The organism is Mesorhizobium sp. ArgA1 (genome assembly GCF_053714375.1).
Window position 1 is genome coordinate 52422 of record NZ_JBSKBQ010000017.1, and the last position, 22174, is coordinate 74595.

A 22174-nucleotide genomic window follows, 5' to 3' on the forward strand; every position below is an offset into this window, starting at 1 on the left:
CATCGCCGAGCCATAAAGACTTGAAATGCGTCAGCGCTGGGTTACACCCGTCGGACGATTTTTGGCGGAATGAAAGCATACGGGGCGATATGCCATCACCTTTGATCCGGCGCGGAATATGGGCGATCGGCGTTGCCGTGCTCGTCATCGCGCTGGTCGTCGCCGCTCTGCCGCTGATTGCCTCGACCCGGATCGTGCGCGACCGCATCGCCTGGGAGATGAGCGCATGGAGCGGTTTCAGGGTCACCATTGACGGTTCGCCGCGCATCGAGGTGTGGCCGAAGTTCCGCGCCATATTGAGCGACGTCACGCTGTCTCAGTGGACAGAGACCGACGCGCCGCCGGTGATCGAAGCCGAACGGGTCGAGGTCGACCTTTCAGCCATGGCCGCGCTGCAGGGCGATGTGGTGTTTTCGACGGCGCGGCTGGTGCGGCCGACGATCCGGGTTCAGCGCACCGCAAACGGCATGTTTCTGCCCGCCGTACCGACGGGAGGACGCATCACGCGCTCGATCGACACGGCGCGCGGCGTGGTCGGTGCGGATCCGTCCAAGCCCGATCTGAGCAAGCTGCCGACCGATCCGTTCGGTACGGTGGAGTTCAGGGACGGCCGCATGGTCGCTTCCATCGGCAGCAAGGACGTCGAATTGCTCACAAGCCTGTCCGGCCAGGCGAACTGGGCAGCGATGAACAGCAACGCGACCTTGTCGGCGACCGGCATCTGGCGCGGCGAGAGTGTAACCGTCGATGCGTCCTCGGCCAATCCGCTGGTTTTGTTTGCCGGCGGTGCTGCGCCAATCACCTTTTCGCTTAAGGCTGCGCCGGCCAGCTTCTCGTTCGACGGCACGGCCGGCATGTCGCAAAACGCCTATTTCGACGGCCAGGCGAAATTCGCCGCGCCCTCGCTCAGGCGCGTGCTGGAATGGTTGCAGGCCGGCATTGCCCCTGGTACGGCGATCGGTTCGGTCTCGATTTCGAGCAAGATCACGGCGACCGCCGGCCGCGTGAAATTCGAAAACACCGCGGTTGCGCTCGACAATAACCCGGGAATGGGTGCGCTGGACTTCTCGTTAGGCGACGCCCTGCCGGTGATGTCGGGCACGCTTGCCTTCGACACGCTCGACCTCAGGTCGCTGTTCTCGGCCTTCACGCCGCTGGCGCCGACCGGCGAAACCGGGCCCGGCGAGATCGACACCAGCTTTGCCGACCGCGTAAATCTTGATCTGAGGCTATCGGCGGCGCATGCCTCGGCCGGCGCGATCCAGCTCGCCGACGTCGCCGCCACCGCGCAGGTCAAGAACGGTCTTGCCGTCTTCGATATCTCCGATGCGTCGGCCTTTGGTGGCAACATCCAGGGCAGCCTGCGTTTCGACCGCAAGCCAGAGGGTTCGCAGGTCGAGATCCGGCTGCTCGCCTCCGATATAGACGGCGGCGCTTTTGGCAGCGCGGCCGGAATGACACGGCTGGTGCCGGCCAGCACCGGCACGGTCTCGGTCATTCTCAAAGGGCCTGGCAAATCCTGGGACTCGATCTTCGAGAACGCCGACGGCTCGGTCTCGGCTACGTTTGGGCCGGGCGCGCTGAGCGGGCTCAATTTGCCGGCGTTTCTGAAACACACCGAACAGGGCGGCTTCTTCGCGCTCGACGATGTCTCGGACGGGACGCTGCCGATAGACGGCGCCGAGCTCAAGGCCACCATCACGAAGGGCGTGGCGCGGTTGGACAAGGCCGAGGCCAATTCGGCGAAATACAAGGTCTGGCTGTCCGGCATCGCGTCCTATGGCGGACGCGGGCTGGCTCTGTCGGGCGGCGTTACCCAGGCCGATCCGGCGGCGGCACCCGCCATTGGCCAGCAGGGGCCCAACCAGTCGTCCTTCTTCGTCGGCGGCACCTGGAGCACGCCGTTCATCTCGCCGATCAGCCGCGGCATTTCAGGCGAATAGACAGCCCCTCCCCTGGGGCTGCCGTGCTCTATTTGTTTGACGCAACTCCGAACGGAATTGCTCTGGATCAACCGCGCTGCGCGGCCTGCTCGTCGAGCTGACGCTGCACCTCGCGCCGCTTGTTGGCGACCGAGGCGATGATGACGCCTACCGCCACGACCGCGATCAGTATGGTGCAGGCGGCGTTGATTTCCGGCGTCACGCCGAGACGAACCTGGCTGTAGATCTTCATCGGCAGCGTGGTGGCGCCGGGGCCAGAGGTGAAACTGGCGATGACCAGATCGTCGAGCGACAGCGTAAAGGCCAGCATCCAGCCGGACACGATGGCCGGCATGATGACCGGCAGCGTGATCTGGAGGAAGGTCTTCACCGGTGTTGCGCCGAGATCCATCGCGGCCTCTTCCAGCGACCGGTCGAACGAGACCAGGCGCGACTGCACGACGACGGCGACGAAGCACATGGTCAGCGTGATGTGGGCAAGCGTGACGGTGAGGAACCCGCGATCGAGACCGACGGCGACGAAGAGCAAAAGCAGCGAAAGGCCGGTGATGACTTCCGGCATGACCAGCGGCGCAAACACCATGCCGGAAAACAGGATGCGGCCGCGGAAGCGGGTGTAGCGGGTCAAGGTGAGGGCCGCCAGCGTGCCGAGCACGGTCGCTACCGTCGCCGAAATGACACCGACACGCGCGGTCACCCAGGTGGCGTCCATCAGGCCCTGATTGTGGAACAGCGAGACATACCATTTGGTCGAGAAGCCACCCCAGACCGTGACCAGCTTGGATTCGTTGAACGAGAAGACGACGAGCAGCACGATCGGCAGATAGAGGAAGGCAAAGCCCAGCACGACCGACGTGACGTTGAAGCGGCTCCAGGTGGGGTTCATTTGTCCTGCTCCTGGGCGCGTGCCTGGGCCTGCTGGAACAGCATGATCGGCACGATCAAGAGCAGCAGCAGGATAACGGCGACGGCCGACGACACTGGCCAGTCACGGTTGGCGAAAAACTCGTTCCACAAGGTCTTGCCGATCATCAGCGTCTGCGAGCCGCCGAGCAGGTCGGGAATGACGAACTCGCCGACCGCCGGGATGAACACCAGCAGGCAGCCGGCAATGACGCCTGGCAGCGACAGCGGGAAGGTGATCTTCCAGAAGGCGGCGGTCGGCGGGCAGCCAAGATCCTTGGCCGCCTCGATCAGCGAATAATCCATCTTTTCCAGCGACGAATAGAGCGGCAGCACCATGAATGGCAGGTAGGAATAGACGATGCCGATGAAGATCGCCGTGTAGGTGTTGAGGATAATCAGCGGCTGATTGATGATGTGCAGTGACAGCAGCAGCTGATTGAGCAGCCCCTCGGGCTTGAGGATGCCGATCCAGGCATAGACGCGGATCAGGAAGGAGGTCCAGAACGGCAGGATCACCAGCATCAGCAAGGTCGGGCGGATCGTCGCCGGCGCGCGCGCCATGCCGTAGGCGATGGGGAAGCCGACGATCAAGGTCAGGACCGTCGAGATCGCCGCGATAATGACGCTGGTCACGTAGGCTTTGAAGTAAAGCGCGTCCTGCGTCAGCCAGACATAATTGTCGAAGCTGAGTTCGCGGAAGCCGGCGAAGAAACCGGAAATGCCGTCCGTGAAATCGAGCACCGGCGTGTAGGGCGGCATGGAGATCGCCGACTGCGACAGCGAAATCTTGAAGACGATGATGAACGGGATGAGGAAGAAGAACAGCAGCCAGAGATAGGGAACGATGATGACGAGCCGGCTGAGGAAGCCGGCGCCGAGCCGCGTCAGCAATGGTTTGGCCGCTGTCGATGGGCCGGCGTCGGTGATGGCGATGTTGGACATAGCCGCCACCTACCGCGTCAGGACAACGCCGGCGTCGGGCCGGAAGGAGACCCAGGCGCGGTCGTTCCAGGTCAGCGGATCCTCGGTGACGCGCGCCGCATTGAGTGCGCTTGCCCTGATGATCTGCCCGTCATCCAGCCTGACGTGGTAGACGGTCATGTCGCCGAGATAGGCGACGTCGTAGACTTCGCCCTCTAGCGCATTGACGGCGTCCGCCGGCTTCTTCGACGTTACCTTGATCTTCTCCGGCCTGATGGCGAAGACGATGTCGGAACCGGCCTTTGAATCGGTGCTGTTTTCGACGACGATCTGGGCGCCTGTCGCGCCGGTGATACGCGTGGTGTTTGCCGCCCGCTCGGCGACCTTGCCTTCGAACATGTTCACATTGCCAACAAAGTGCGCGACGAAGCGCGAGCTAGGCGCCTCATAGACTTCGGCGGGCGTGGCGACCTGCATCACCTCGCCCTTTTCAAGGATGGCGATGCGGTCGGCCATGGTCATGGCCTCCTCCTGGTCGTGGGTAACGACGACAAAGGTGAGCCCCAGCGTCTGCTGCATATCCATCAGCTCGAACTGCGTTTCCTCGCGCAGCTTCTTGTCGAGCGCGCCGAGCGGCTCGTCGAGCAGCAACACTTTCGGCCGCTTGGCAACCGAGCGGGCGAGCGCGACGCGCTGGCGCTGGCCGCCGGACAATTGGTGCGGCTTGCGCTTGGCGAACTGCTCGAGCTTGACCAGCTTCAGCATCTCGGCGACGCGTTTTTCGATGTCCGGCGCCGGCATGCCTTCCTGCTTGAGGCCGAAGGCAATGTTCTTTTCCACCGTCATATGCGGGAACAGCGCATAGGACTGAAACATCATGTTGACCGGGCGGCGGTAGGGCGGGATGCCGCGCAGGTCCTGGCCGTCGAGAAGGATGCGGCCGGCGGTTGGCTCCTCGAAGCCGGCGAGCATCCGCAGCAGAGTGGATTTTCCGCAGCCCGACGCGCCGAGCAGGGCAAAGAACTCGCGCTCGAAAATGGTCAGCGACAGATTGTTGACGGCGGTGAAGTCACCGAACTTCTTGGTGACGTTTTCGAATTGGATGTACGGCTTGGCGTTCGGGTCGTTCCATGGCGCGAAATCCCTGCGGATGCTGCCAAGCGATTTCATGTCCCACTCCGTCCTGTTTTTTTGCTTCTTGCCCCAGAAGAATGGCCCCGGCAGGTGACTGCCGGGGCCATTTCGCATTGCTTACTGGCCGGTGACGATCTTGGTCCAGCTGCGCGTGATCAGACGCTGCGTCTTGGGATCGTAGGGCTGGACCGTATAGAGTTTTTTCAAGGTCTCGGCGTCCGGATAGACCGCCGGATCCTCCAGCAGCGCCTTGTCGACGAACTGCTGCGAAGCCTTGTTGCCGTTGGCGTACAGCACATAGTTGGACGATTTGGCGATCACTTCCGGCTTCATCATGTAGTTGAGGAATTCGAGTGCCTCGGCGACATGCGGCGCATCGGCGGGGATCGCCATCTGGTCGAACCACATCTGGGCGCCTTCCTTCGGCACGGAATAGCCGATCTCCACGCCCTGCTTGGCCTCGACCGCGCGGTTGCGCGCCTGGAACACGTCACCCGACCAGCCGACCGCCAGGCAGATATCGCCATTGGCGAGCGCGTTGATGTATTCGGACGAATGGAATTTGCGGATATATGGCCGCACCTTCAGCAAGGTTTCCTCGGCCTTGGCGATGTCGTCGGGCGAGGTGCTGTTGGGGTCGAGGCCGAGATATTTCAGTGCCGCCGGGATGATGTCGGCCGGCGAGTCCAGCACATAGACGCCGCAGTCCTTCAGCTTGGCCAGGCTGTCGGGATTGAAGAACACGTCCCAGCTGTCGATCTTGTCGGTGCCAAGTGCTGCCTGCACCTTCTTGAGGTTGTAGCCGATACCAACCGTACCCCACATGTAATTGACCGAGTATTCGTTGCCGGGGTCGTATTTGGCGGTTCGTTCCGAAACCGTGTCCCACATGTTGGAGATGTTCGGCAGTTTCGACTTGTCGAGCTTCTGGAACACCCCAGCCTGGATCTGGCGCGCGAGGAAGTTGCCGCTGGGAACGACGACGTCATAGCCGCTGCCGCCGGCAAGCAGTTTGGTTTCGAGAATTTCATTGGAATCGAAGGTGTCGTAGACGACCTTGATACCGGTTTCCTTGGTGAAGTCGTCGATGATCGAGCTGTCGATGTAATCCGACCAGTTGAAGACATTGACGACGCGGTCCTCGGCATGGCCACCGACGGTGAAAAGCGTCAGAAATGCCGAGGTTGCCGAAAGCCAGAGCGCTTTGCGGATCATGCTGTTCTCCTTTGATGAGTGTTCCTTCGCCAATTCGTCGCAGGTTCAGCGCGATTGGGCATTTGCTTCAGAGTATTGAGCTTTCCGGACAGCCACAAGCGCGAACTGCCGGCGCCATTCGGGCGGTTCGACGAGCGACGGATGATGGCTTTGTGTGCCCGCCTGGCGGGCGCGCCGACACCGTCAGAGGCTGTCGCCGTGGCGCGGGCAGAGATACGACGATATGATCCGGTCTTGGTCCGACCGGCGGGGACACTTGGCAAGATACGCCTGTCTTGTTGTTGCCGTGCCCCCAGCCTGCCCGCCCGGTAGCAAGGTTGTCAATGGCCCGCGCGGGGGAAGCCCGTTCAATATGGCCTGGCCGCGTCAATTAGGGGACGGCAGTCCGGTGACGCCGGGCCGCGCCGGCCTGGCCTGGCGCTTGAATTCGAGCCCGATATGGACGAGCAGTGCGGCAACCACCACGGCGCCGCCGATGATGGTGCGCACCGAGGGCACTTCGCCATGGACGAGCCAGACCCAGATCGGGCCAAGGATCGGCTCGAACGTGCCGAGCAATGCCGCGATCGCCGCAGGGACCAGCCGAGCGCCGGTGGCGAAGAAGGCAAGGCCAAGGCCGAGATTGATGACGCCGAAGGCAAACAGGAAAGCCATGTCGTGGCTGGACACGGCGAACTGCGTGGCCTGCGACGCCGCGAACGCTGCCGCCAGCATCGTGCCGAGGCAGGTCGCCGGCGTCATCCGCACGTGGGCGAAGCGCCGGGTGATGACGGTGGCGATGGAGAACATGACGGCGATCAACAGTGCCAAGCCGTCGCCGATCGGCGATACGGCGCCGTCGAGCGATTCCGACACCATGATGGCGACGCCGGCGATGACGGCGGCGATCGCCACCCAGGTCGCGACGGCGACGCGTTCGCGAAACAGCACCCAGGCAAGCAAGGCTGCCAGCAGCGGCACGCCGGCCTGCATCAACAGGATGTTGGCGACAGTGGTGTAGGCCAATGCGACGACGAAGCACGTCGACGCGGTGGCAAAACAGGCCGCCACGGCGAGGCCGGGCAGGCCCATGTCGCGAAACAATCTGAGCATGCCGCGCCAGCCGTCGCGCCAGGCCATGAAGCAAATCAGGAACGCGGCTGCCCACACCGAGCGCCAGAACACCACCGTCCAGCTGTCAGCGGTGTCGATGAAACGGGCGATGGTGCCGCCAAAGCTCCACATCAGCGCCGACAGGAAGACTAGCAGGAAGCCGACGCGCTCGTCGCGTGGCGAAGCGATCTGCGAAATGGTTGTCGGAGAAGATGCGGTATCGGTCATGGGGTGCGACTGTCGGCTATCTCGGGACGGCATGATGCACAATGGACGACAGAAACGTGCCGCATTCGCATAGCGCAAAGGCAAAGGCCGGAAGGTGATCCAGCCCGGCTTTCCCGTTGGCGCACCACCTGCCGGTCGGCGGCAATGCCACCAAACGGGGGCCTATGACGTGGTCTTGTTGCCGCGGATGAAGCGCCAGAGACCGGCAAGCGGAACCAGCAGCAGAATGCCGAATTTCTTCAAAGCGATAAGCGCCACCGCAATGAGGCCCGCCTTTGCCGCCAGCTTTCCGGCAATCAGGCCGCCAATGCCGACAGCGGCGACCGTGTCGGTGCCGGGCAGGAAGTCGGTGTATTTCTTGCCGGTGTTGAAGTCCGCCAGGCCCAGCACTTCATCCAGGCTCTGCTTGATCTCCGGCAATTGTTCCACCGTGGCGATGTAGCTCATCACAAAGACGCCTTCCCGGCCAAGGAAACGCACGTCGTAGTTGAGCGTATGGACGGCATCCTCGCCGAATTGCAGCTCCTTTGCCCAGTGCAGCCGCTTGTGGACGAAATCATAGACAGGGGGCGAAGCCCAGCCGACCAGCTTGATCGGCTGATAGCCGTCCTTCACCCGCTGATCGTTGGCCGACAATGTGTCCGCCTGCATGCTGCTCAGCAGTTCGGTGTAGTCGATGGATGCGGCATCGGCGTCATCGACATAGCCGATCTTTTCATAACGCAGCTCGATGCCCCAACCGTTGCCGGCGATGGGTTCATAATTGACCGGAAAGATCATGCCGAGGGCTTCGTTCGCGGTATCAGGCGGATTGCCCCAAGCCTCGGTCAGGACAGACGTGGCGTCCTTCTTGTCCAAAAAATAGAACTTGTCCTTGAGATCGAGATGGATGCCTTCGGGAAGGTCGACCACGCCGGTCTTCGGCTCGATCTTGTCCAGGAATGCCTTCCCGTCGTCACTATACTGTTGATAGTTCTTGAAGAATTCCGAGGATTTTTCCGCCCCGGCCGGCCCTGCCGAAAGGGCAAGCGCCACGCCAAGCCACAAAGCTTTCCTGTCCATATGCCATCCCCCCTTGGCTGCCGTGCAGCTCACATTTCGATACCGCAGCGCCGATGCTTAATCAATATTTCGATCGCCTTGGTTCGGACAGGGGCTATATTGCTCATCGCTAATGTGCGAACGCCGCTTCAAGGGCCGGCGAACCTCGACAAGCATCACTGAAAGTCGAAAGCGCTCAAGCCGGTCACCATCTCGTCGAGGCCGAGCGGGCGGGTCACCGGCGGCTCGGCGCGGGCAAGGCACCCGACGCGTTCGCAGAGCCGGCAAGCGGGACCGATCGCCGTGGCGGCACCCTGTCCGGTCTTTGCCGACGCCGGTAGCCCCGCGCCATAGACGATCTCGTCGCGAAAGCCGATGTCGCAGCCCAACAGCAGCGCGGTACGGCGCGGGCGCTCCGAGAACGAGCCCTGCGGCCCCTCGAGTGTGCGGGCGATGCAGAGGAACTCGGCGCCGTCAGGCATTTCTACCGCCTCGACCAGGATCTGGCCAGGCAGTGCGAAGGCAGCATGGACCGGCAGCTTCGGACAGCCGCCGCCAAAGCGGCTCTGCGGAAAGCCCTGGCCGCCTGCCTTGCGGAAGCGGTTGCCGGCATTGTCGACCTCGAGCATGAAGAACGGCACGCCGGACACGCCGGGACGCTGCAGCATGGTCAGCCGGTTTGCCGCCTGTTCGAAGGAGACGCCGAAACGCGAGCGCAACACGTCAATGTCGTAGCGGGCCCGAACGGCAGCGGCATGGAAGGCCTGGTAGGGCATCATCAGGGCATGGGCGGCGTAGCGGCCAAGCTCGAAGCGGGCGAGCCGGCGGGCTTCGTCCGTACCGAGCTTCAGCGCCTGGATTTCGCCGGCGACCGCGACCGTCATGCGGATCAGGCAGGCTTCCATGGCGACCTCACGCAACTGGTCGAATGGCGACAGCCGCTCCGACAGAAAAAGACGCTGCGAATGACGGTCATAGCGACGCCGCCAGTTCGGCATGGTGGCGACCGGCAGCACCTTGACGACGATACCGTATTCACGCTTCAGCCAGGCTTTCAGCGCGCCGAACAGATCGTCGCCCGGGTCAAGCACCGAGGTGAAGGCCTCGGCCTCTTCCTCGAGTGCTGCAAAATGGTTCGGCCGGCGTTCGAAAATTTCGTGCACCTCGTCGATCGGCAGCCGCGCGCCGGAAAGTGCGGTGGCCCGGCCCTCGCGCGCCAGCAGCTCGTTGAGGTCGGACAGCCGCTCGGCCTGTTCGCGATAGGCGCGAAACAGTTTAATCATCGCCGCCGACGCGTTTGGGGCGGCTTCCGCAAGCTCGATCAGCTCCTGGTCGCCCGGCAATTCGCCTGAAAGCAGCGGGTCGCCGAACACCTCCTTCAAAGCCGAGATCGATCCCCTCGCCTCGCCCTGCAGCTCATGCGGGTCGACCTTGTAGACCGACGCCAGTTTCAGGATCAGCTGCACCGTCAAAGGCCGCTGGTTGCGCTCGATAAGGTTGAGATAGGAGGGCGAGATGCCGAGGCCTTCGGCCATCGCCGTCTGGGTTAGTCCCTTGGCGATACGGATGCGGCGGATGCGCGGCCCGGCGAAAATTTTCTGATCGGCCATGGCTGTCCTTGACAGGAATTTACACGACTTGCGCACGGCGAAAGGCGCATCGTCTTTTTACAATCGTGACAAATTTACAGCGCCAACCAGTCAAACACAACACAGATTTCCTCTTATTTTCGACCCATAATGGCGGTTTTCCTCGCTCTCTTCGCGGCGCAATGTAAATGATGTCACACACAGGCGACGCAAAAACCTAATGGCGCGGCGTTGCAAGACCACGACATCGATTAATCTGGAGTGACCAATGACCGATTTTTACAATCTCGTTCCCTCGGCCCCTGAAGGCCGCTTCGACGGCATCGAACGGCCCTATTCGCCGGACGACGTGAAGCGGCTGCGCGGCTCGGTCCAGATCCGCCAGAGCCTTGCCGAAATGGGCGCCAACCGGCTGTGGAAGCTCATCCATGATGAAGACTTCGTCAACGCGCTCGGCGCCATGTCGGGCAACCAGGCGATGCAGCAGGTGCGCGCCGGGTTGAAGGCGATCTACCTCTCGGGCTGGCAGGTCGCCGCCGACGCCAACACCGCTTCGGCCATGTATCCGGACCAGTCGCTCTATCCCGCCAATGCGGCGCCGGAACTGGTCAAGCGCATCAACCGCACGCTGCAGCGCGCCGACCAGATCGAGACTTCGGAAGGCAACGGCCTGTCGGTCGACACCTGGTTCGCGCCGATCGTCGCCGATGCCGAAGCCGGCTTCGGCGGACCGCTCAACGCCTTCGAGATCATGAAGGCGTTCATCGAGGCGGGCGCCGCCGGCGTCCACTATGAGGATCAGCTGGCCTCGGAAAAGAAGTGCGGCCATCTCGGCGGCAAGGTGCTGATCCCGACCGCTGCGCATATCCGCAACCTCAACGCAGCGCGCCTTGCAGCCGACGTGATGGGCACGCCGACGCTGGTCGTGGCGCGCACCGACGCGGAAGCGGCGAAGCTTTTGACCTCGGACATTGACGAGCGCGACCAGCCCTTTGTCGACTATGACGCCGGCCGCACGGTCGAGGGTTTCTACCAGGTGAGGAACGGCATCGAGCCCTGCATCGCGCGCGCCGTTGCCTATGCGCCGCATGCCGACCTGATCTGGTGCGAAACCTCCAAGCCCGATCTGGCGCAGGCCAAGAAGTTCGCCGAGGGCGTTCGCAGGCATCACCCGGGCAAGCTGCTCGCCTATAATTGCTCGCCGTCGTTCAATTGGAAGAAAAACCTCGACGACGCGACGATCGCCAAGTTCCAGCGCGAACTCGGCGCCATGGGCTACAAGTTCCAGTTCATCACGCTGGCCGGTTTCCACCAGCTCAATTTCGGCATGTTCGAGCTGGCGCGCGGCTACAAGGCACGGCAGATGGCGGCCTATTCCGAGCTGCAGGAAGCCGAGTTCGCGGCCGAAGCGCACGGCTACACCGCGACCAAGCACCAGCGCGAGGTCGGCACCGGCTATTTTGACGGCGTCTCGATGGCAATCAGCGGCGGCCAGTCTTCGACAACCGCCATGCATGAATCGACCGAGCACGCCCAGTTCAAGCCGGCGGCGGAATAACCGGACCAGCATTACCGACAGAGGAAACGCCCAGAACGGGCAAGGGATATAGGAGAAGAAAAATGGCATCGATAAGCCGCGTCAAGGAACGTGCAGAAGAGCAGTCCACGACGATGAGCGTCGACCAGCAGGCGACCATCCGGATGCTGGCCAACGACCTGCACCGGCTCAATCAATCGGTGATGAAGGCAGTCGAGGCGGGCGTCTCGGTGGAACTGGTGCGCTCGGCCCGGCACCATGGCGGCGACGGCAATTGGGGCGACCTGCTGATCCCGGTCATCGTCACGCAGCAGAGTCACGGTTGATCTTCCCTTACGGAAGCTTTGTGCTTGCGGAATCTTCTGACACGGCCGTGCACTGGCTGGTTTCAACGTCACCCGCGCGTTTTCAGCGCGGGTGACTTTCGCTTTTGCGCATGCATTTAACTACAGTTTAAAAACAGACCTTGGCATCGAGTTTAATATTTCTGGCTATATTTCCCAAGTCCGCCATTTCAGCTTGACATGGCGCGCGATCTCGCGCCATTTGACTCTTGTATTTCAACCCTGCATTGAAGCAGCGCCGAGTGCCCGCCCCGCCCATGTGTCCTGTGAATCGCGAGACCGACACCGCCAGACATCTGAATTCGAAACGCGATGATGCGAATTCCGAAATGCTCACCGATTTCTCCCGGGTGCTGGTGGCCGGAAAATCGCCGATCAACCGGGTGGTGGTGTCGAAGATCGTGGAGAAGTCGGGGCTGAAGCCTATCTCTGAGCCGCCTGAGATGGCGACCAAGACGTTGCGAACGGTCATTCCGGGCGCCGTCGTTCTCGACGGCGGCGCCGACAACAAGGACTGCGACGCGCTGATGTCGGCCATCGACGCCTTGCGGCGAGCGTCGGGGCGGTCGCTGCCCTCGGTGATCCTGCTTTCGACCAGAACCGGCACGCCCGAAAGCCTCGGCCTGTCCAGCGTCATCGATGTGGTGGTGACCAAGCCGATTACCACCGAAAGGCTGCAACCGGTGATCGACCGGCTGATCGGTTTCGGGCGCGGCTGATCGCAGTCCGCCACCGCGGCGTTCCGGTCAACCTTTCCTGTCGATGCTTTCGATCAAAGCCGGCAGTTCACCAAGATCGGCAATCGAGCGGAAGCGGGGAGCTTCGATCGGCGGCTCGACGTGCTCCAGCACCCAGGTCAGTTCGTGCGGCACGTGGACGCCCCAGCTGCCGGCCTCGATGGCCGGCACAACGTCGGACTTGAGCGAATTGCCGACCATCATGCTGTTCTGCGGGCTGCCGCCATGGCGACTGAAGATCCGGGCATAGGTGGCGGAGCTCTTGTCGCTGACGATCTCGACGGCATCGAACAGGTCGCCAAGGCCGGAGGCCGCCAGCTTGCGCTCCTGGTCGAACAGATCGCCCTTGGTGATCAGCACCAGATGATAGGCGCCGGCGAGCCTTTCCACGGTCTCGCGCGCATGCGGCAGCGCCTCGACAGGGTGGCCGAGCATGTCGCGGCCGGCGGCAAGGATTTCGGCGATGGTCGAGGCCGGTACACGGCCCTCGGTCACTTCGATCGCCGTCTCGATCATCGACAAGGTGAATCCCTTGATGCCGAAGCCATAGATGGCAAGGTTGCGTTTCTCAGCTTCGAGCAGACGCGCCGAGATGTGCTCGGCCTCGCCATGGTCGGCGAGCAGTGCCGCAAAGCGCTTTTCGGTCATGCGGAAGAACTGCTCGTTTTGCCATAGCGTGTCGTCGGCATCGAAGCCGATGGTTGTCAAATGTTTGAGAGGTTGCATGGTCGACTGCCCGTTTGGGTGAATGTCGTGATGTAGACGTTGTCGCCGGGCGCTGCTAGCTAAGGCAAGAGTTATGGGTGGGGCAATATGACGGAACCGAGCGTCTGGAAGGATAGGCTGCAGCGGATTCTGGCGTCATTACAAGGTCATAATCCAATCGAACTCATCAATGCCATTCGAGATCTCGGTATCGCAATGGGGCACGACGCGGGCGAGGAACTGCTTGACGCCCACCCGGAACTGTTCTCGCACCGGCCGGCGCTTACCGCCGCATTCGGCAAGATGGTGCAGGCGCAGGACACCGCCGAGATCAGGCAGATGCTGGATCAGGATCTGGATGGTCCGGCATCGTTCGGACGGATCGCGGCGGGGAAAACAAGCATAGGCGTGCTGTCATCAAAGGATGCCTATAACCGCCTCGACGAGGTCTTCGATCATGTCGATTTCGATAATTGCCGCCGCGCCGTCATGGTCGGCTGCGGCGGGCGGCCATTCACCATGTTCCGTATTCACGACCAGACAACGGTCCCTGAGATCATCGGCCTCGACATCGTTCCCCAAGCCGTCGAAACCGCAAACAGGCTCGCGGCCAAGCTCGGCTATGCGCGAATGCGGGCCGAGCTTTGCGACGGGTGCGATTATGATTATGGCGAAGCCCAGGTCGTCTATGTCGCCAGTATGGTTTCGCCCAAGGCAGCCGTGGTGTCCCGCATCGCCGATACCGCGCCCGACAATGTGCAGATCGTTTTGTGGGAGCCTGTTTCGCTAGGCAGGCTTTGGGCTGAAAATGCGGAACGCACACTTGACCCGCGGCTTGAGGTCATCGGCCGCACGAGCATTTCGCGAAACATGACCAGAGATGTGTTCGTAACCCGACGAGGCGGTTCATCTTCGACCCGGCAGATGGGCTGATCGTGTCGGCTCTTGGAACGAGCGACCGTGCGATCCTCGCCCTGGCAAGGGCATGGTGCCTTGTGCGCCACCCCATCATTTGCAAACGCACATTCGACCATAGCGGAGTGCTGCCGGATCCGGCGAGACCCGCTTCCTATGCGGACAAGTTTCTGTGGCGAAAGCTTTTCGACCACAATCCGTTTTTCACGACGGCTTGCGACAAGCTCGCCTCGAAAACCTACGCTTTGTCCACCTGTCCAGAACTCAAGACTGCCGAAGTCCTGTGGTCCGGGGACGACGCTACAAAGATTCCGGCGGAGTTGCTTGCCGGCAATGTCGTGGTGAAGGCCAATCATGGCTGCCGCTGGAACATGATGATTCACAACGGTCGGGTGAACAAAGCCACGCTGCGCCGGCGTACAGCTCGGTGGATGCGCCGTCGCTATGGCAGGAAATTCGGCGAATGGGGCTACAGGGACGCCATCAGGCGCATCCTTGTGGAGGAGATGCTGCTCGAGAACGGTGAGCCGATCCGCCTGGAGTACAAGTTCCACGTCTCCAACGGGACGACAGCCTATGTCTATGCGGCACGTCGCGACGAGCTCGGCAACGAACAAAAATGCCATTTCGACCGTGAGGGCAACTACGCGCCACCGCCGCGTGGAAGCGGTCCGCAATGGGTGAAGATTGATCTGCCACCATCTTTCCCGCGCATGCTTGAGATCGCAGAGAAACTGACAGCGCCATTCGATCACATGCGTTGCGATTTCTACGACCTCAACGGCGTCATCTTCTTTTCGGAATTCTCCGTCTATCCGCTGTCCGGCAAAGGCATCATCAACACCCGGCTCAGAGATTTGTGCGGCGACAGTTGGGATTTGCGTCAATCCTGGTTTCTGACCGCACCGCAGACCGGATGGCGCAGGCTCTATGCCGGCGCTTTGCATCGATGGCTGGATACGAACGCGCTGCTCGGCAAACCCTTCTAGCCGAAGTCTGTCCCGTTGCTGGCACAGCCTATCGGGCGGCCTCCCCTTCCCTTCCATCGCCGGCCACGGCTATACTGCGCAATCCGCAACCCAAACTGGTGAATGATGCCGCCTGCGAAAAAGGAAGTCCGTCCGTCGAACCGCGGAGGACGCGTCCGCACGCCTGCCTTCGTGAAAAATCAACGCGGCGTGAAGAACTGGAAGGAAGTCAGCGCCTGGCTGGAATGGCGCGGCATCGAAGACATAGAATGCATCACACCCGACCAGGCGGGTGTTGCCCGCGGCAAAATGATGCCGTCGAAGAAATTCACCTCCAACACCTCGCTGGCGCTGCCTTCGGCGGTGTTCATGACGACGATTTCAGGCGGCTATCCCGAGGATGGCAACGGTTTCCACTATCCGGAGGACGATGGCGACCTGAAGCTGATGCCGGATCTGTCGACCCTGACCGTGGTGCCGTGGGAAGAAGACCCGACAGCAGCCGTCATCTGCGACCTCGTCCACCAGGACGGCCGCTCTGTGGAGTTCACGCCGCGCAATGTGCTGAAGCGTGTGCTGGCTGCCTATGACAAGCGTGGGCTGAAGCCTGTGGTGGCGCCCGAGATCGAATTCTACCTGGTGCGCAAGAACCCCGATCCTGACTACCCGCTAACGCCGCCGGTTGGGCGTTCGGGGCGGGCGATCGGCGGCGGCGCCGGCTATTCGATCGCCGGCGTCAACGAGTTCGACGAACTGATCGACGACATCTACCATTTCTCCGAAAGCCAGGGCCTGGAGATCGACACGCTGATCCACGAGGAGGGCGCCGGCCAACTCGAGATCAATTTGCGCCACGGCGACCCGATCGAGCTTGCCGACCAGGTGTTCATGTTCAAGCGCACCATCCGAGAGGCAGCGCTCAAGCACGAAATCTACGCCACCTTCATGGCCAAGCCGATCCAGGGCCAGCCTGGCTCGGCCATGCACATCCACCAGTCCATCATCGACAAGAAGACCGGACAGAACATCTTTTCGGCCGAAGACGGCTCGGAAACCGACGAGTTCTTCCACTTCATCGGCGGCATGCAGAAGCATGTGCCGAATGCGCTGGTGATGTTTGCGCCCTACGTCAATTCCTACCGCCGGCTGACGCAATCGGCCTCGGCGCCGGTCAACAACAAATGGGGCTATGACAACCGCACCACGGCGTTCCGCGTGCCGCGCTCGGACCCGGCGGCGCGGCGCGTCGAAAACCGCATCCCGTCTTCCGACGCGAATCCCTATCTGGCACTGGCGGCGTCGCTTGCCTGCGGGCTGATCGGCATGACCAGCAAGGTCAAAGCCGAGCCTCCGGTGCTGACCACCGCCAACGCAGACGAGATCGACCTGCCGCGCGGCCTGCTCGAGGCCGTCGACCTGTTCGAGGGCGATGAGGAACTCTGCGCCCTGCTGGGCAAGTCCTTCGCCGCCACCTATGCGGCGATCAAGCGGGCGGAGTTCGAGACCTTCATGGAAGTGATCAGCCCATGGGAGCGGGAGTATCTGCTGCTCAACGTATAGGGGAAGGGAGTAAGGCAGTAGGGCAGTAGGGCAGTAGGGATAGCCGGCGATGGCGAAAATCCAGTCGTACAGAGATCTGATCGTCTGGCAGCAAGCAATGGATCTGGCGGTTTCGGTTTACGAAGCAACAAGAGCCTGGCCGAAAGATGAACTCTACGGACTGACAAGCCAGACTCGCCGTGCGGCCACCTCAGTTCCTGCCAACATCGCCGAAGGCTACGGCCGCGAAAGCCGAGCCTCGTATCAGCAATTTCTCAGGATAGCCCAGGGGTCGCTCAAGGAATTGGAAACACATCTTATGATTGCGCAGCGCGCCGGGATCGCGTCGAAGGAAGCCGTCGAGTCCCTGATGACCAACAGCGAGAGCGTTGGCACCCTATTGCGACTTCTTATCCGCAAACTATCTCCGGAATAGCTGCCCTACTGCCCTACTGCCCTACTGCCCTACTGCCCTACTGCCCTACTGCCCTACTGCCCTACTGCCCTACTGCCCTACTGCCAATCGAGCATCATGCCTTACCAATCCCCAATCTCCCCCGGCCGCTCCTGGTACGAAGACACAGCCGGGCCACGCCCTGAGTACCCCGCCCTAGACGGCGACCGTAGCTGCGACGTTGTCATCGTCGGCGGCGGCTTCACCGGTCTTTCAGCGGCGGCGCATCTGGCCAAGGCCGGCGTAGACGTCGTTCTGATCGAGGCACACCGCTTCGGCGACGGCGCTTCCGGGCGCAATGGCGGCCAGTTCGGCACCGGCCAGCGCGCCTGGGCCGAGGAGATGCAGGCCGAATACGGCTTCTCCCGCGCCAAGGCGTTGTTCGATCTCGCCGAGGAAGCCAAGGCGCATCTGCTGGAATTCGCGGCCGTCAACCAGATCGATATCGACTACATGCCGGGCCAGCTGTCGGTGGCGCACAAGCCGCGCTATGTCGACGACTACAAGGCGCATGCCGAGATCATGGCGGGCCGCTTCAACTATCCGCACATCGCCTTCATGGATGCCAGGGAAACGGCCGAGCGGCTAGGCTCCACGCGCTACTTCGGCGGCACCCGCGACACCGGCACCGGGCATATACACCCGATGAAGCTGGTGATCGGCACGGCGAAGGTCGCGGCCGCGGCCGGCGCCCATCTGTTCGAGCAGACGCCGTCGACCGGCATAACGTCCGGCGGCGGCAAGGTCAGGGTCACGACGCCGAGGGGTACCATCACCGCGCAGAAATGCCTGATCGGCGTCAACGCCTATGGCGGCACCCTCGAGCCGGTGAGTGCCGCGCACATCATGCCGATAGGGTCGTTCATCGGTGCCACCGTTCCACTCGGGGCGGCCTCGAAAGTGCTGCCGGGCGGCGAGGCGGTCGACGATTCGCGTTTCGTCGTGCGCTATTTCCGCAAATCCAGGGATGGAAGGCTGCTGTTCGGCGGGCGCGAGATCTATGGCGTCAACGACCCGAAGGACATCCACATTCATATCCGCCGGCAGATCTCCGAACTTTATCCCGACTTGAAGGATGTCGAGATCACGCATGGCTGGGGCGGCTATGTCGGCATCACCGTGCCGCGCAAACCATTCGTGCGCGAGGTAATGCCCAATGTGATCTCGGCCGGCGGCTATTCCGGTCACGGCGTCATGCTGTCGAACTTCTTCGGCAAACTCTATGCCGAAACCGTCGCCGGCAACCGCGATCGGCTCAAGCTGATCGAGGATTTGAACATCCCGGCCTTCCCCGGCGGCCGACGCTTTCGCACGCCGCTGCTGTTCCTGGCGCTCAACTGGTTTGCGCTGCGCGATCGAATCTAGAGTAACAAGCGATTCCGTCTGTAATATTCGTTGCTTGAGCGACACATTGCAGAATCCTTAACAAGGGTGCAGAATCCATGGTTGGGGCGCACTGATGCCACAATCGCGGGTAAAAGGTGCCGGTTCTGGGTGATTGAACGGGGACTTTTGCGGGCCCGCCCGCTTGTTTTTGGGACCGATGCCGATCGAATGCCGGCCTTCCGGCGCTGATCGAAAGAACATCGGCCGCATGTTGGAGGTGGCAAACGTGAACGAGCCCTTCAGTTTCGGTGCGCCGGAACGACGGCGCTTTGCCATGCAGTTCGGTTACGATATGCGGCCCTCCTTCTGGCAGGGGGTGCGCACGAATTCGCATCTGGTGATCGCCGCGGTCGGTACCGCAGCGCTGCTTGGCGTGGCAGGTATCGCGCTTTGGCTGGCGTTGCCGGCCAACGATCGGCAGGCGAGCGCCAGCACACAGCCTCTTTCGCAGCAGAGCGTTCCAACCGTCCCGGTCAAGACAACCAAGATCGCCCCGGTCACCCCTGCGGCCACAGTTGCCGCGGCAGCGGCGCCGCAGGCCGCACGCAAGGGCGATGCGGTTTCGCCGACGGTGGCTGCTGCGGCGGCCGCTATACCGGCGCTGGCGGCCAACGATCCGCGCTGGACTGTGCCGCAATCGAACAGCGACGCTGAAGCCACGCCGTCCGATCAGGCCGCGACCGAGCAGGCAGCCGCCAAACCATCAGACGCGGCAGCTTACGAGGAACCGTCGGCGCAGAGCGATGCCACGACGCAGTTGTCCAAGGTTGCCGCACCAGACGCCGCTGCGAAGGACGGTCACACCGACGGCGCGGAAACCGCCGCTATCCCGACACCGAAACCGCAACTGCCGGATGCGCAATCTTCCCCGGCAGCGGATGATGCCCAGGCCGAGGCCCAACCACAGAAGGTGGCTGCTGCCGATGCCACCGGACGCATACTCAGGACAGTGACAATGCGCACCGGTCCGAAGAAGAATGCCGCCGCCATGGGAACCGTGCCCGCCAAGTCATCGGTGCAGGTGGTGAGTTGCAAGAAATGGTGCCAAATCGTCTACAACGGCAAGCGCGGCTGGATTTACAAGAGCTACATCAAGACCGGGGCTTGAAGGCACGGTTGCGACTCACCGGCCGATGAGCCGCAACAAACGCCGTCGCCGTCTGGCATGCTTTACCTGCCTGACATGGTCGCGATGCTCCTCGAACGGCACTTCGAACAGGCCGCACTGCCTGCATCCCTCGTTCTTGCCGCAGTCCGGTATCCAGCATTTAACATCGTGGGTCCAAGCCAGCGCGATACGCTCCAGGTGAAGCTTGGGCGAACTTTTCAAAAGTATCAGTTCCCCCGGCACAGCCGTCTGCCTGACGTGGTCCGAGACTTCTTTCGGCGTACGCAGTTCGGCAAACCGGCCGCTGTCACGATCGTTCTCACTGGCTCTCGAGCGATGCGCATTGTCCCCGGTGTAGATCACCTGATCGGCGATTTCCCGCGCCATTTTGTAGGCACTGGCGTATTTTCGGGTCGAGCCCGCGTAGTCTGAGATCTGGCCGAGGACGATACGTTTGCGCGCTACCTTGGCCCTGGCCACCATGTCGATGGCAAGATTGACCGAGTGCCAAGGCGACTTTGCGCTGTCGACGATGAATTGCGGGCCATCTTCGGCAACCACGACATCGCAGCGATTTGCCAACGGGTGGAACGTCGCTACCCTTGCCGCCACCTTCTCCGGCGGAACGCCGAGTTCGAGGGCCGTGACGACGGCGGCAGTTGCCGGCAACCAGAAATGGTCGCCCGGGAATAGCGTTTCGAGATCCAGAACGCCGCCACCCCAGCGGAGCGAGAATCGCAGCAGTTCCGGATAGGCAGCATGGATGTTCGTGACGCGATAGTCCGCGGCTTCCGATGTGCCGAATGTGACGACGCGGCCCGCGCCGGACGCCATTGCGAGCACATGCGGATCGTCGGCGTTGAGAATGGCAAGCCCGCTCGGCTCCAGCGCCTCGATCAGCGCCCGCTTTTCGCTGGCAACGTTCTCCAGGGTGCGGAAACTCGCAACATGCTCGAGCCGGACCATCGTAACGACAGCCACATGGGGGCGCAGCAATTCGGCCATCGGCCGGATCGAACCGACATTGAAGGCGCCAGCTTCAAAGACAACATAGTCGACATCGCCTGCTCGATTCAGTCGCTTATAGAGCGTGTTGACCAGCGCCTTCATCGTGTTGAACAGAACTTGCGCATGGACCGTGCCATGGCTGGCCAGGATGTGTCCCAGCAGGCTCGCCGATGTCGACTTGCCGGAACTGCCGGTGATGCCGATGAAAGTGGCCTTGCTTCTGGCGCGCCCGCGCTTGGCCAAGTACATCCTGAGGCGCCGCCCCAGATCTTCGCCGATTTTGCGCAGTTTCGCGTCCATTGCGCCGCCAAATCCCGAGCCAAGACGCTTTATGCCTTCCCGCGGATGGTCAAGTCAAACCGCAGCCATGCAGGCCGGGAACGGGAACCCTCAGATACAGCGTCCGCCGTCGACCTCCAGCGCCACGCCGGTGACGAAGGCGGCTTCGTCCGAAGCAAGCCAGAGCGCGGCATTGGCGATATCAAGCGGCGTCGACAGGCGGCCGAGCGGGATCGAGGCGCGGAACTTCTCGCGGATTTCGGGCGTGTCGGCGCCCATGAATTTCTCCAGCATGGCGGTCTCGCCGGCGACCGGGCAGAGGCAGTTGACGCGGATGTTCTTGGGCGCGAGTTCGACCGCCATCGACTTGGTCGCGGTGATTGCCCAGCCTTTCGATGCATTGTACCAGGTAAGGCCCGGCCGCGGCCGCAGACCCGCGGTCGAAGCCGTGGTCAGGATGACGCCGCCGCCCTGCCGCTCCATGATCGGCACCACAGCAAGTGCGGCATGGTAGATCGCCTTCATGTTGACTGATGTGATCAGGTCGAAGGTCGCCTCGTCGACCTCGAGCATGTCACCGTTGCGATGGGTGTAGCCGGCATTATTGACCATGATGTCGATGCGGCCGAAGGCGCTTTTTGCGGCATAGACCATCTCGTCGAATTCGGAACGCTGCGACACGTCGGTCTGGGTCCAGATGGCTGCCTCACCTATTTCGGCGGCGACGCGTTCCGCGCCTTTGGCATTGAGGTCGGCGACGACAATTTTGGCGCCCTCCTGGGCAAAGCGCCTTGCCATGCCTTCGCCGAAACCCGCTGCCGCACCGGTGATGACGGCGACCTTGTTTTCCAGACGCATGCTGTTCCCGCTCCTTGAGACCATCCCGCAACGTGTACAGGGCGGCGGCCAACGCCACGCCCCATGCCGCGACGGATTTCTCCCTTAGCTTTCGTCACATTCACGCTCTATGCTGCAGCTGCGAAAGCCTCCGGGAGCCGTTGCCTATCGACAAGCCTCCGGCCGGCGCCAGTGTCAAGGCACATTTGGACCGACTCAATATCCAGTGATTGGTCCGTGATGTGACACCATGGCACTGGATAATTTAAATCGATTAGATTATACCCA

Annotated in this window: 20 protein-coding genes; 10 read left to right on the top strand and 10 right to left on the bottom strand. The window is 62.1% G+C overall.

Translation table 11 applies throughout. The features are described from left to right. Positions 1-89 precede the first annotated feature (89 nt). On the top strand, positions 90-1943 hold the full coding sequence (locus ACWGTI_RS26635; protein ID WP_454589873.1) for an AsmA family protein: 1854 nt from the start codon (positions 90-92) through the stop codon (positions 1941-1943). Positions 1944-2010: 67 nt separating this feature from the next. On the opposite strand, the gene ACWGTI_RS26640 is transcribed toward ACWGTI_RS26635, so the two are convergent. The 7 genes from ACWGTI_RS26640 to ACWGTI_RS26670 form a co-directional block, all read right to left on the bottom strand. Then, positions 2011-2829, bottom strand: coding sequence for an ABC transporter permease (locus ACWGTI_RS26640; RefSeq protein WP_454589874.1), 819 nt, complete (start codon positions 2827-2829; stop codon positions 2011-2013). Beyond that, positions 2826-3791, bottom strand: coding sequence for an ABC transporter permease subunit (locus ACWGTI_RS26645; protein WP_454589875.1), 966 nt, complete (start codon positions 3789-3791; stop codon positions 2826-2828). Before ACWGTI_RS26645 ends, ACWGTI_RS26640 begins: the two co-directional genes overlap by 4 nt. A 9-nt stretch (positions 3792-3800) precedes the next feature. Further along, complete coding sequence (locus ACWGTI_RS26650; RefSeq protein ID WP_454589876.1) at positions 3801-4940, bottom strand: ABC transporter ATP-binding protein; 1140 nt, start codon at positions 4938-4940, stop codon at positions 3801-3803. Positions 4941-5021: 81 nt separating this feature from the next. Further along, positions 5022-6119, bottom strand: coding sequence for a polyamine ABC transporter substrate-binding protein (locus ACWGTI_RS26655; RefSeq protein WP_454589877.1), 1098 nt, complete (start codon positions 6117-6119; stop codon positions 5022-5024). Positions 6120-6485: 366 nt separating this feature from the next. Continuing rightward, positions 6486-7439 (bottom strand): DMT family transporter, encoded by a 954-nt coding sequence (locus ACWGTI_RS26660; RefSeq protein WP_454589878.1) that lies wholly within the window; start codon positions 7437-7439, stop codon positions 6486-6488. A gap of 162 nt (positions 7440-7601) precedes the next feature. Further along, the gene (locus ACWGTI_RS26665) at positions 7602-8501 is read right to left on the bottom strand and encodes a DUF2167 domain-containing protein (RefSeq protein ID WP_454589879.1); all 900 of its coding nucleotides are present in this window, start codon (positions 8499-8501) and stop codon (positions 7602-7604) included. Between the two features lie 155 nt (positions 8502-8656). After that, positions 8657-10090 carry a helix-turn-helix domain-containing protein gene (locus tag ACWGTI_RS26670; RefSeq protein ID WP_454589880.1) on the bottom strand — a complete coding sequence of 478 codons (1434 nt, stop codon included), beginning with the start codon at positions 10088-10090 and terminating at the stop codon, positions 8657-8659. 247 nt (positions 10091-10337) lie between these two features. On the opposite strand from ACWGTI_RS26670, the gene aceA reads away from it, so the two are divergent. The 3 genes from aceA (at position 10338) to ACWGTI_RS26685 (ending at position 12669) form a co-directional block, all read left to right on the top strand. Next, positions 10338-11627 carry an isocitrate lyase gene (gene aceA, locus ACWGTI_RS26675; RefSeq protein ID WP_454589881.1) on the top strand — a complete coding sequence of 430 codons (1290 nt, stop codon included), beginning with the start codon at positions 10338-10340 and terminating at the stop codon, positions 11625-11627. Between the two features lie 62 nt (positions 11628-11689). Continuing rightward, the gene (locus tag ACWGTI_RS26680; RefSeq protein WP_006202762.1) at positions 11690-11932 is read left to right on the top strand and encodes an SMc00767 family acetate metabolism repressor; all 243 of its coding nucleotides are present in this window, start codon (positions 11690-11692) and stop codon (positions 11930-11932) included. Positions 11933-12279: 347 nt separating this feature from the next. After that, complete coding sequence (locus ACWGTI_RS26685; RefSeq protein WP_454589882.1) at positions 12280-12669, top strand: response regulator; 390 nt, start codon at positions 12280-12282, stop codon at positions 12667-12669. A 27-nt stretch (positions 12670-12696) separates the two neighbouring features. On the opposite strand, the gene ACWGTI_RS26690 is transcribed toward ACWGTI_RS26685, so the two are convergent. After that, entirely contained in the window at positions 12697-13413 is a 717-nt protein-coding gene (locus ACWGTI_RS26690) for an HAD family hydrolase (RefSeq protein WP_454589883.1), read from the bottom strand. An 87-nt stretch (positions 13414-13500) separates the two neighbouring features. Here ACWGTI_RS26690 and ACWGTI_RS26695 point away from each other — a divergent pair, with 87 nt between their 5' ends. The 6 genes from ACWGTI_RS26695 to ACWGTI_RS26720 all read left to right on the top strand — a co-directional run bounded on the left by ACWGTI_RS26695 (position 13501) and on the right by ACWGTI_RS26720 (position 19762). Beyond that, positions 13501-14325, top strand: coding sequence for a hypothetical protein (locus ACWGTI_RS26695; RefSeq protein ID WP_454589884.1), 825 nt, complete (start codon positions 13501-13503; stop codon positions 14323-14325). Between the two features lie 2 nt (positions 14326-14327). Next, positions 14328-15296: an ATP-grasp fold amidoligase family protein gene (locus ACWGTI_RS26700; RefSeq protein ID WP_454589885.1), complete on the top strand. Its 969-nt coding sequence runs from the start codon at positions 14328-14330 to the stop codon at positions 15294-15296. 102 nt (positions 15297-15398) lie between these two features. Beyond that, positions 15399-16835 (top strand): glutamine synthetase family protein, encoded by a 1437-nt coding sequence (locus tag ACWGTI_RS26705; protein WP_454589886.1) that lies wholly within the window; start codon positions 15399-15401, stop codon positions 16833-16835. A 49-nt stretch (positions 16836-16884) separates the two neighbouring features. Beyond that, the gene (locus ACWGTI_RS26710) at positions 16885-17250 is read left to right on the top strand and encodes a four helix bundle protein (protein ID WP_454589887.1); all 366 of its coding nucleotides are present in this window, start codon (positions 16885-16887) and stop codon (positions 17248-17250) included. Positions 17251-17346: 96 nt separating this feature from the next. Beyond that, positions 17347-18633 (top strand): NAD(P)/FAD-dependent oxidoreductase, encoded by a 1287-nt coding sequence (locus ACWGTI_RS26715; RefSeq protein ID WP_454589888.1) that lies wholly within the window; start codon positions 17347-17349, stop codon positions 18631-18633. A gap of 247 nt (positions 18634-18880) precedes the next feature. After that, complete coding sequence (locus ACWGTI_RS26720; RefSeq protein WP_454589889.1) at positions 18881-19762, top strand: SH3 domain-containing protein; 882 nt, start codon at positions 18881-18883, stop codon at positions 19760-19762. A 15-nt stretch (positions 19763-19777) separates the two neighbouring features. Here ACWGTI_RS26720 and ACWGTI_RS26725 read toward each other — a convergent pair whose 3' ends face one another. Then, complete coding sequence (locus ACWGTI_RS26725) at positions 19778-21070, bottom strand: Mur ligase family protein (RefSeq protein WP_454589890.1); 1293 nt, start codon at positions 21068-21070, stop codon at positions 19778-19780. Positions 21071-21160: 90 nt separating this feature from the next. Beyond that, positions 21161-21907 (bottom strand): SDR family oxidoreductase, encoded by a 747-nt coding sequence (locus ACWGTI_RS26730; protein WP_454589891.1) that lies wholly within the window; start codon positions 21905-21907, stop codon positions 21161-21163. Between the last annotated feature and the right edge of the window lie 267 nt (positions 21908-22174).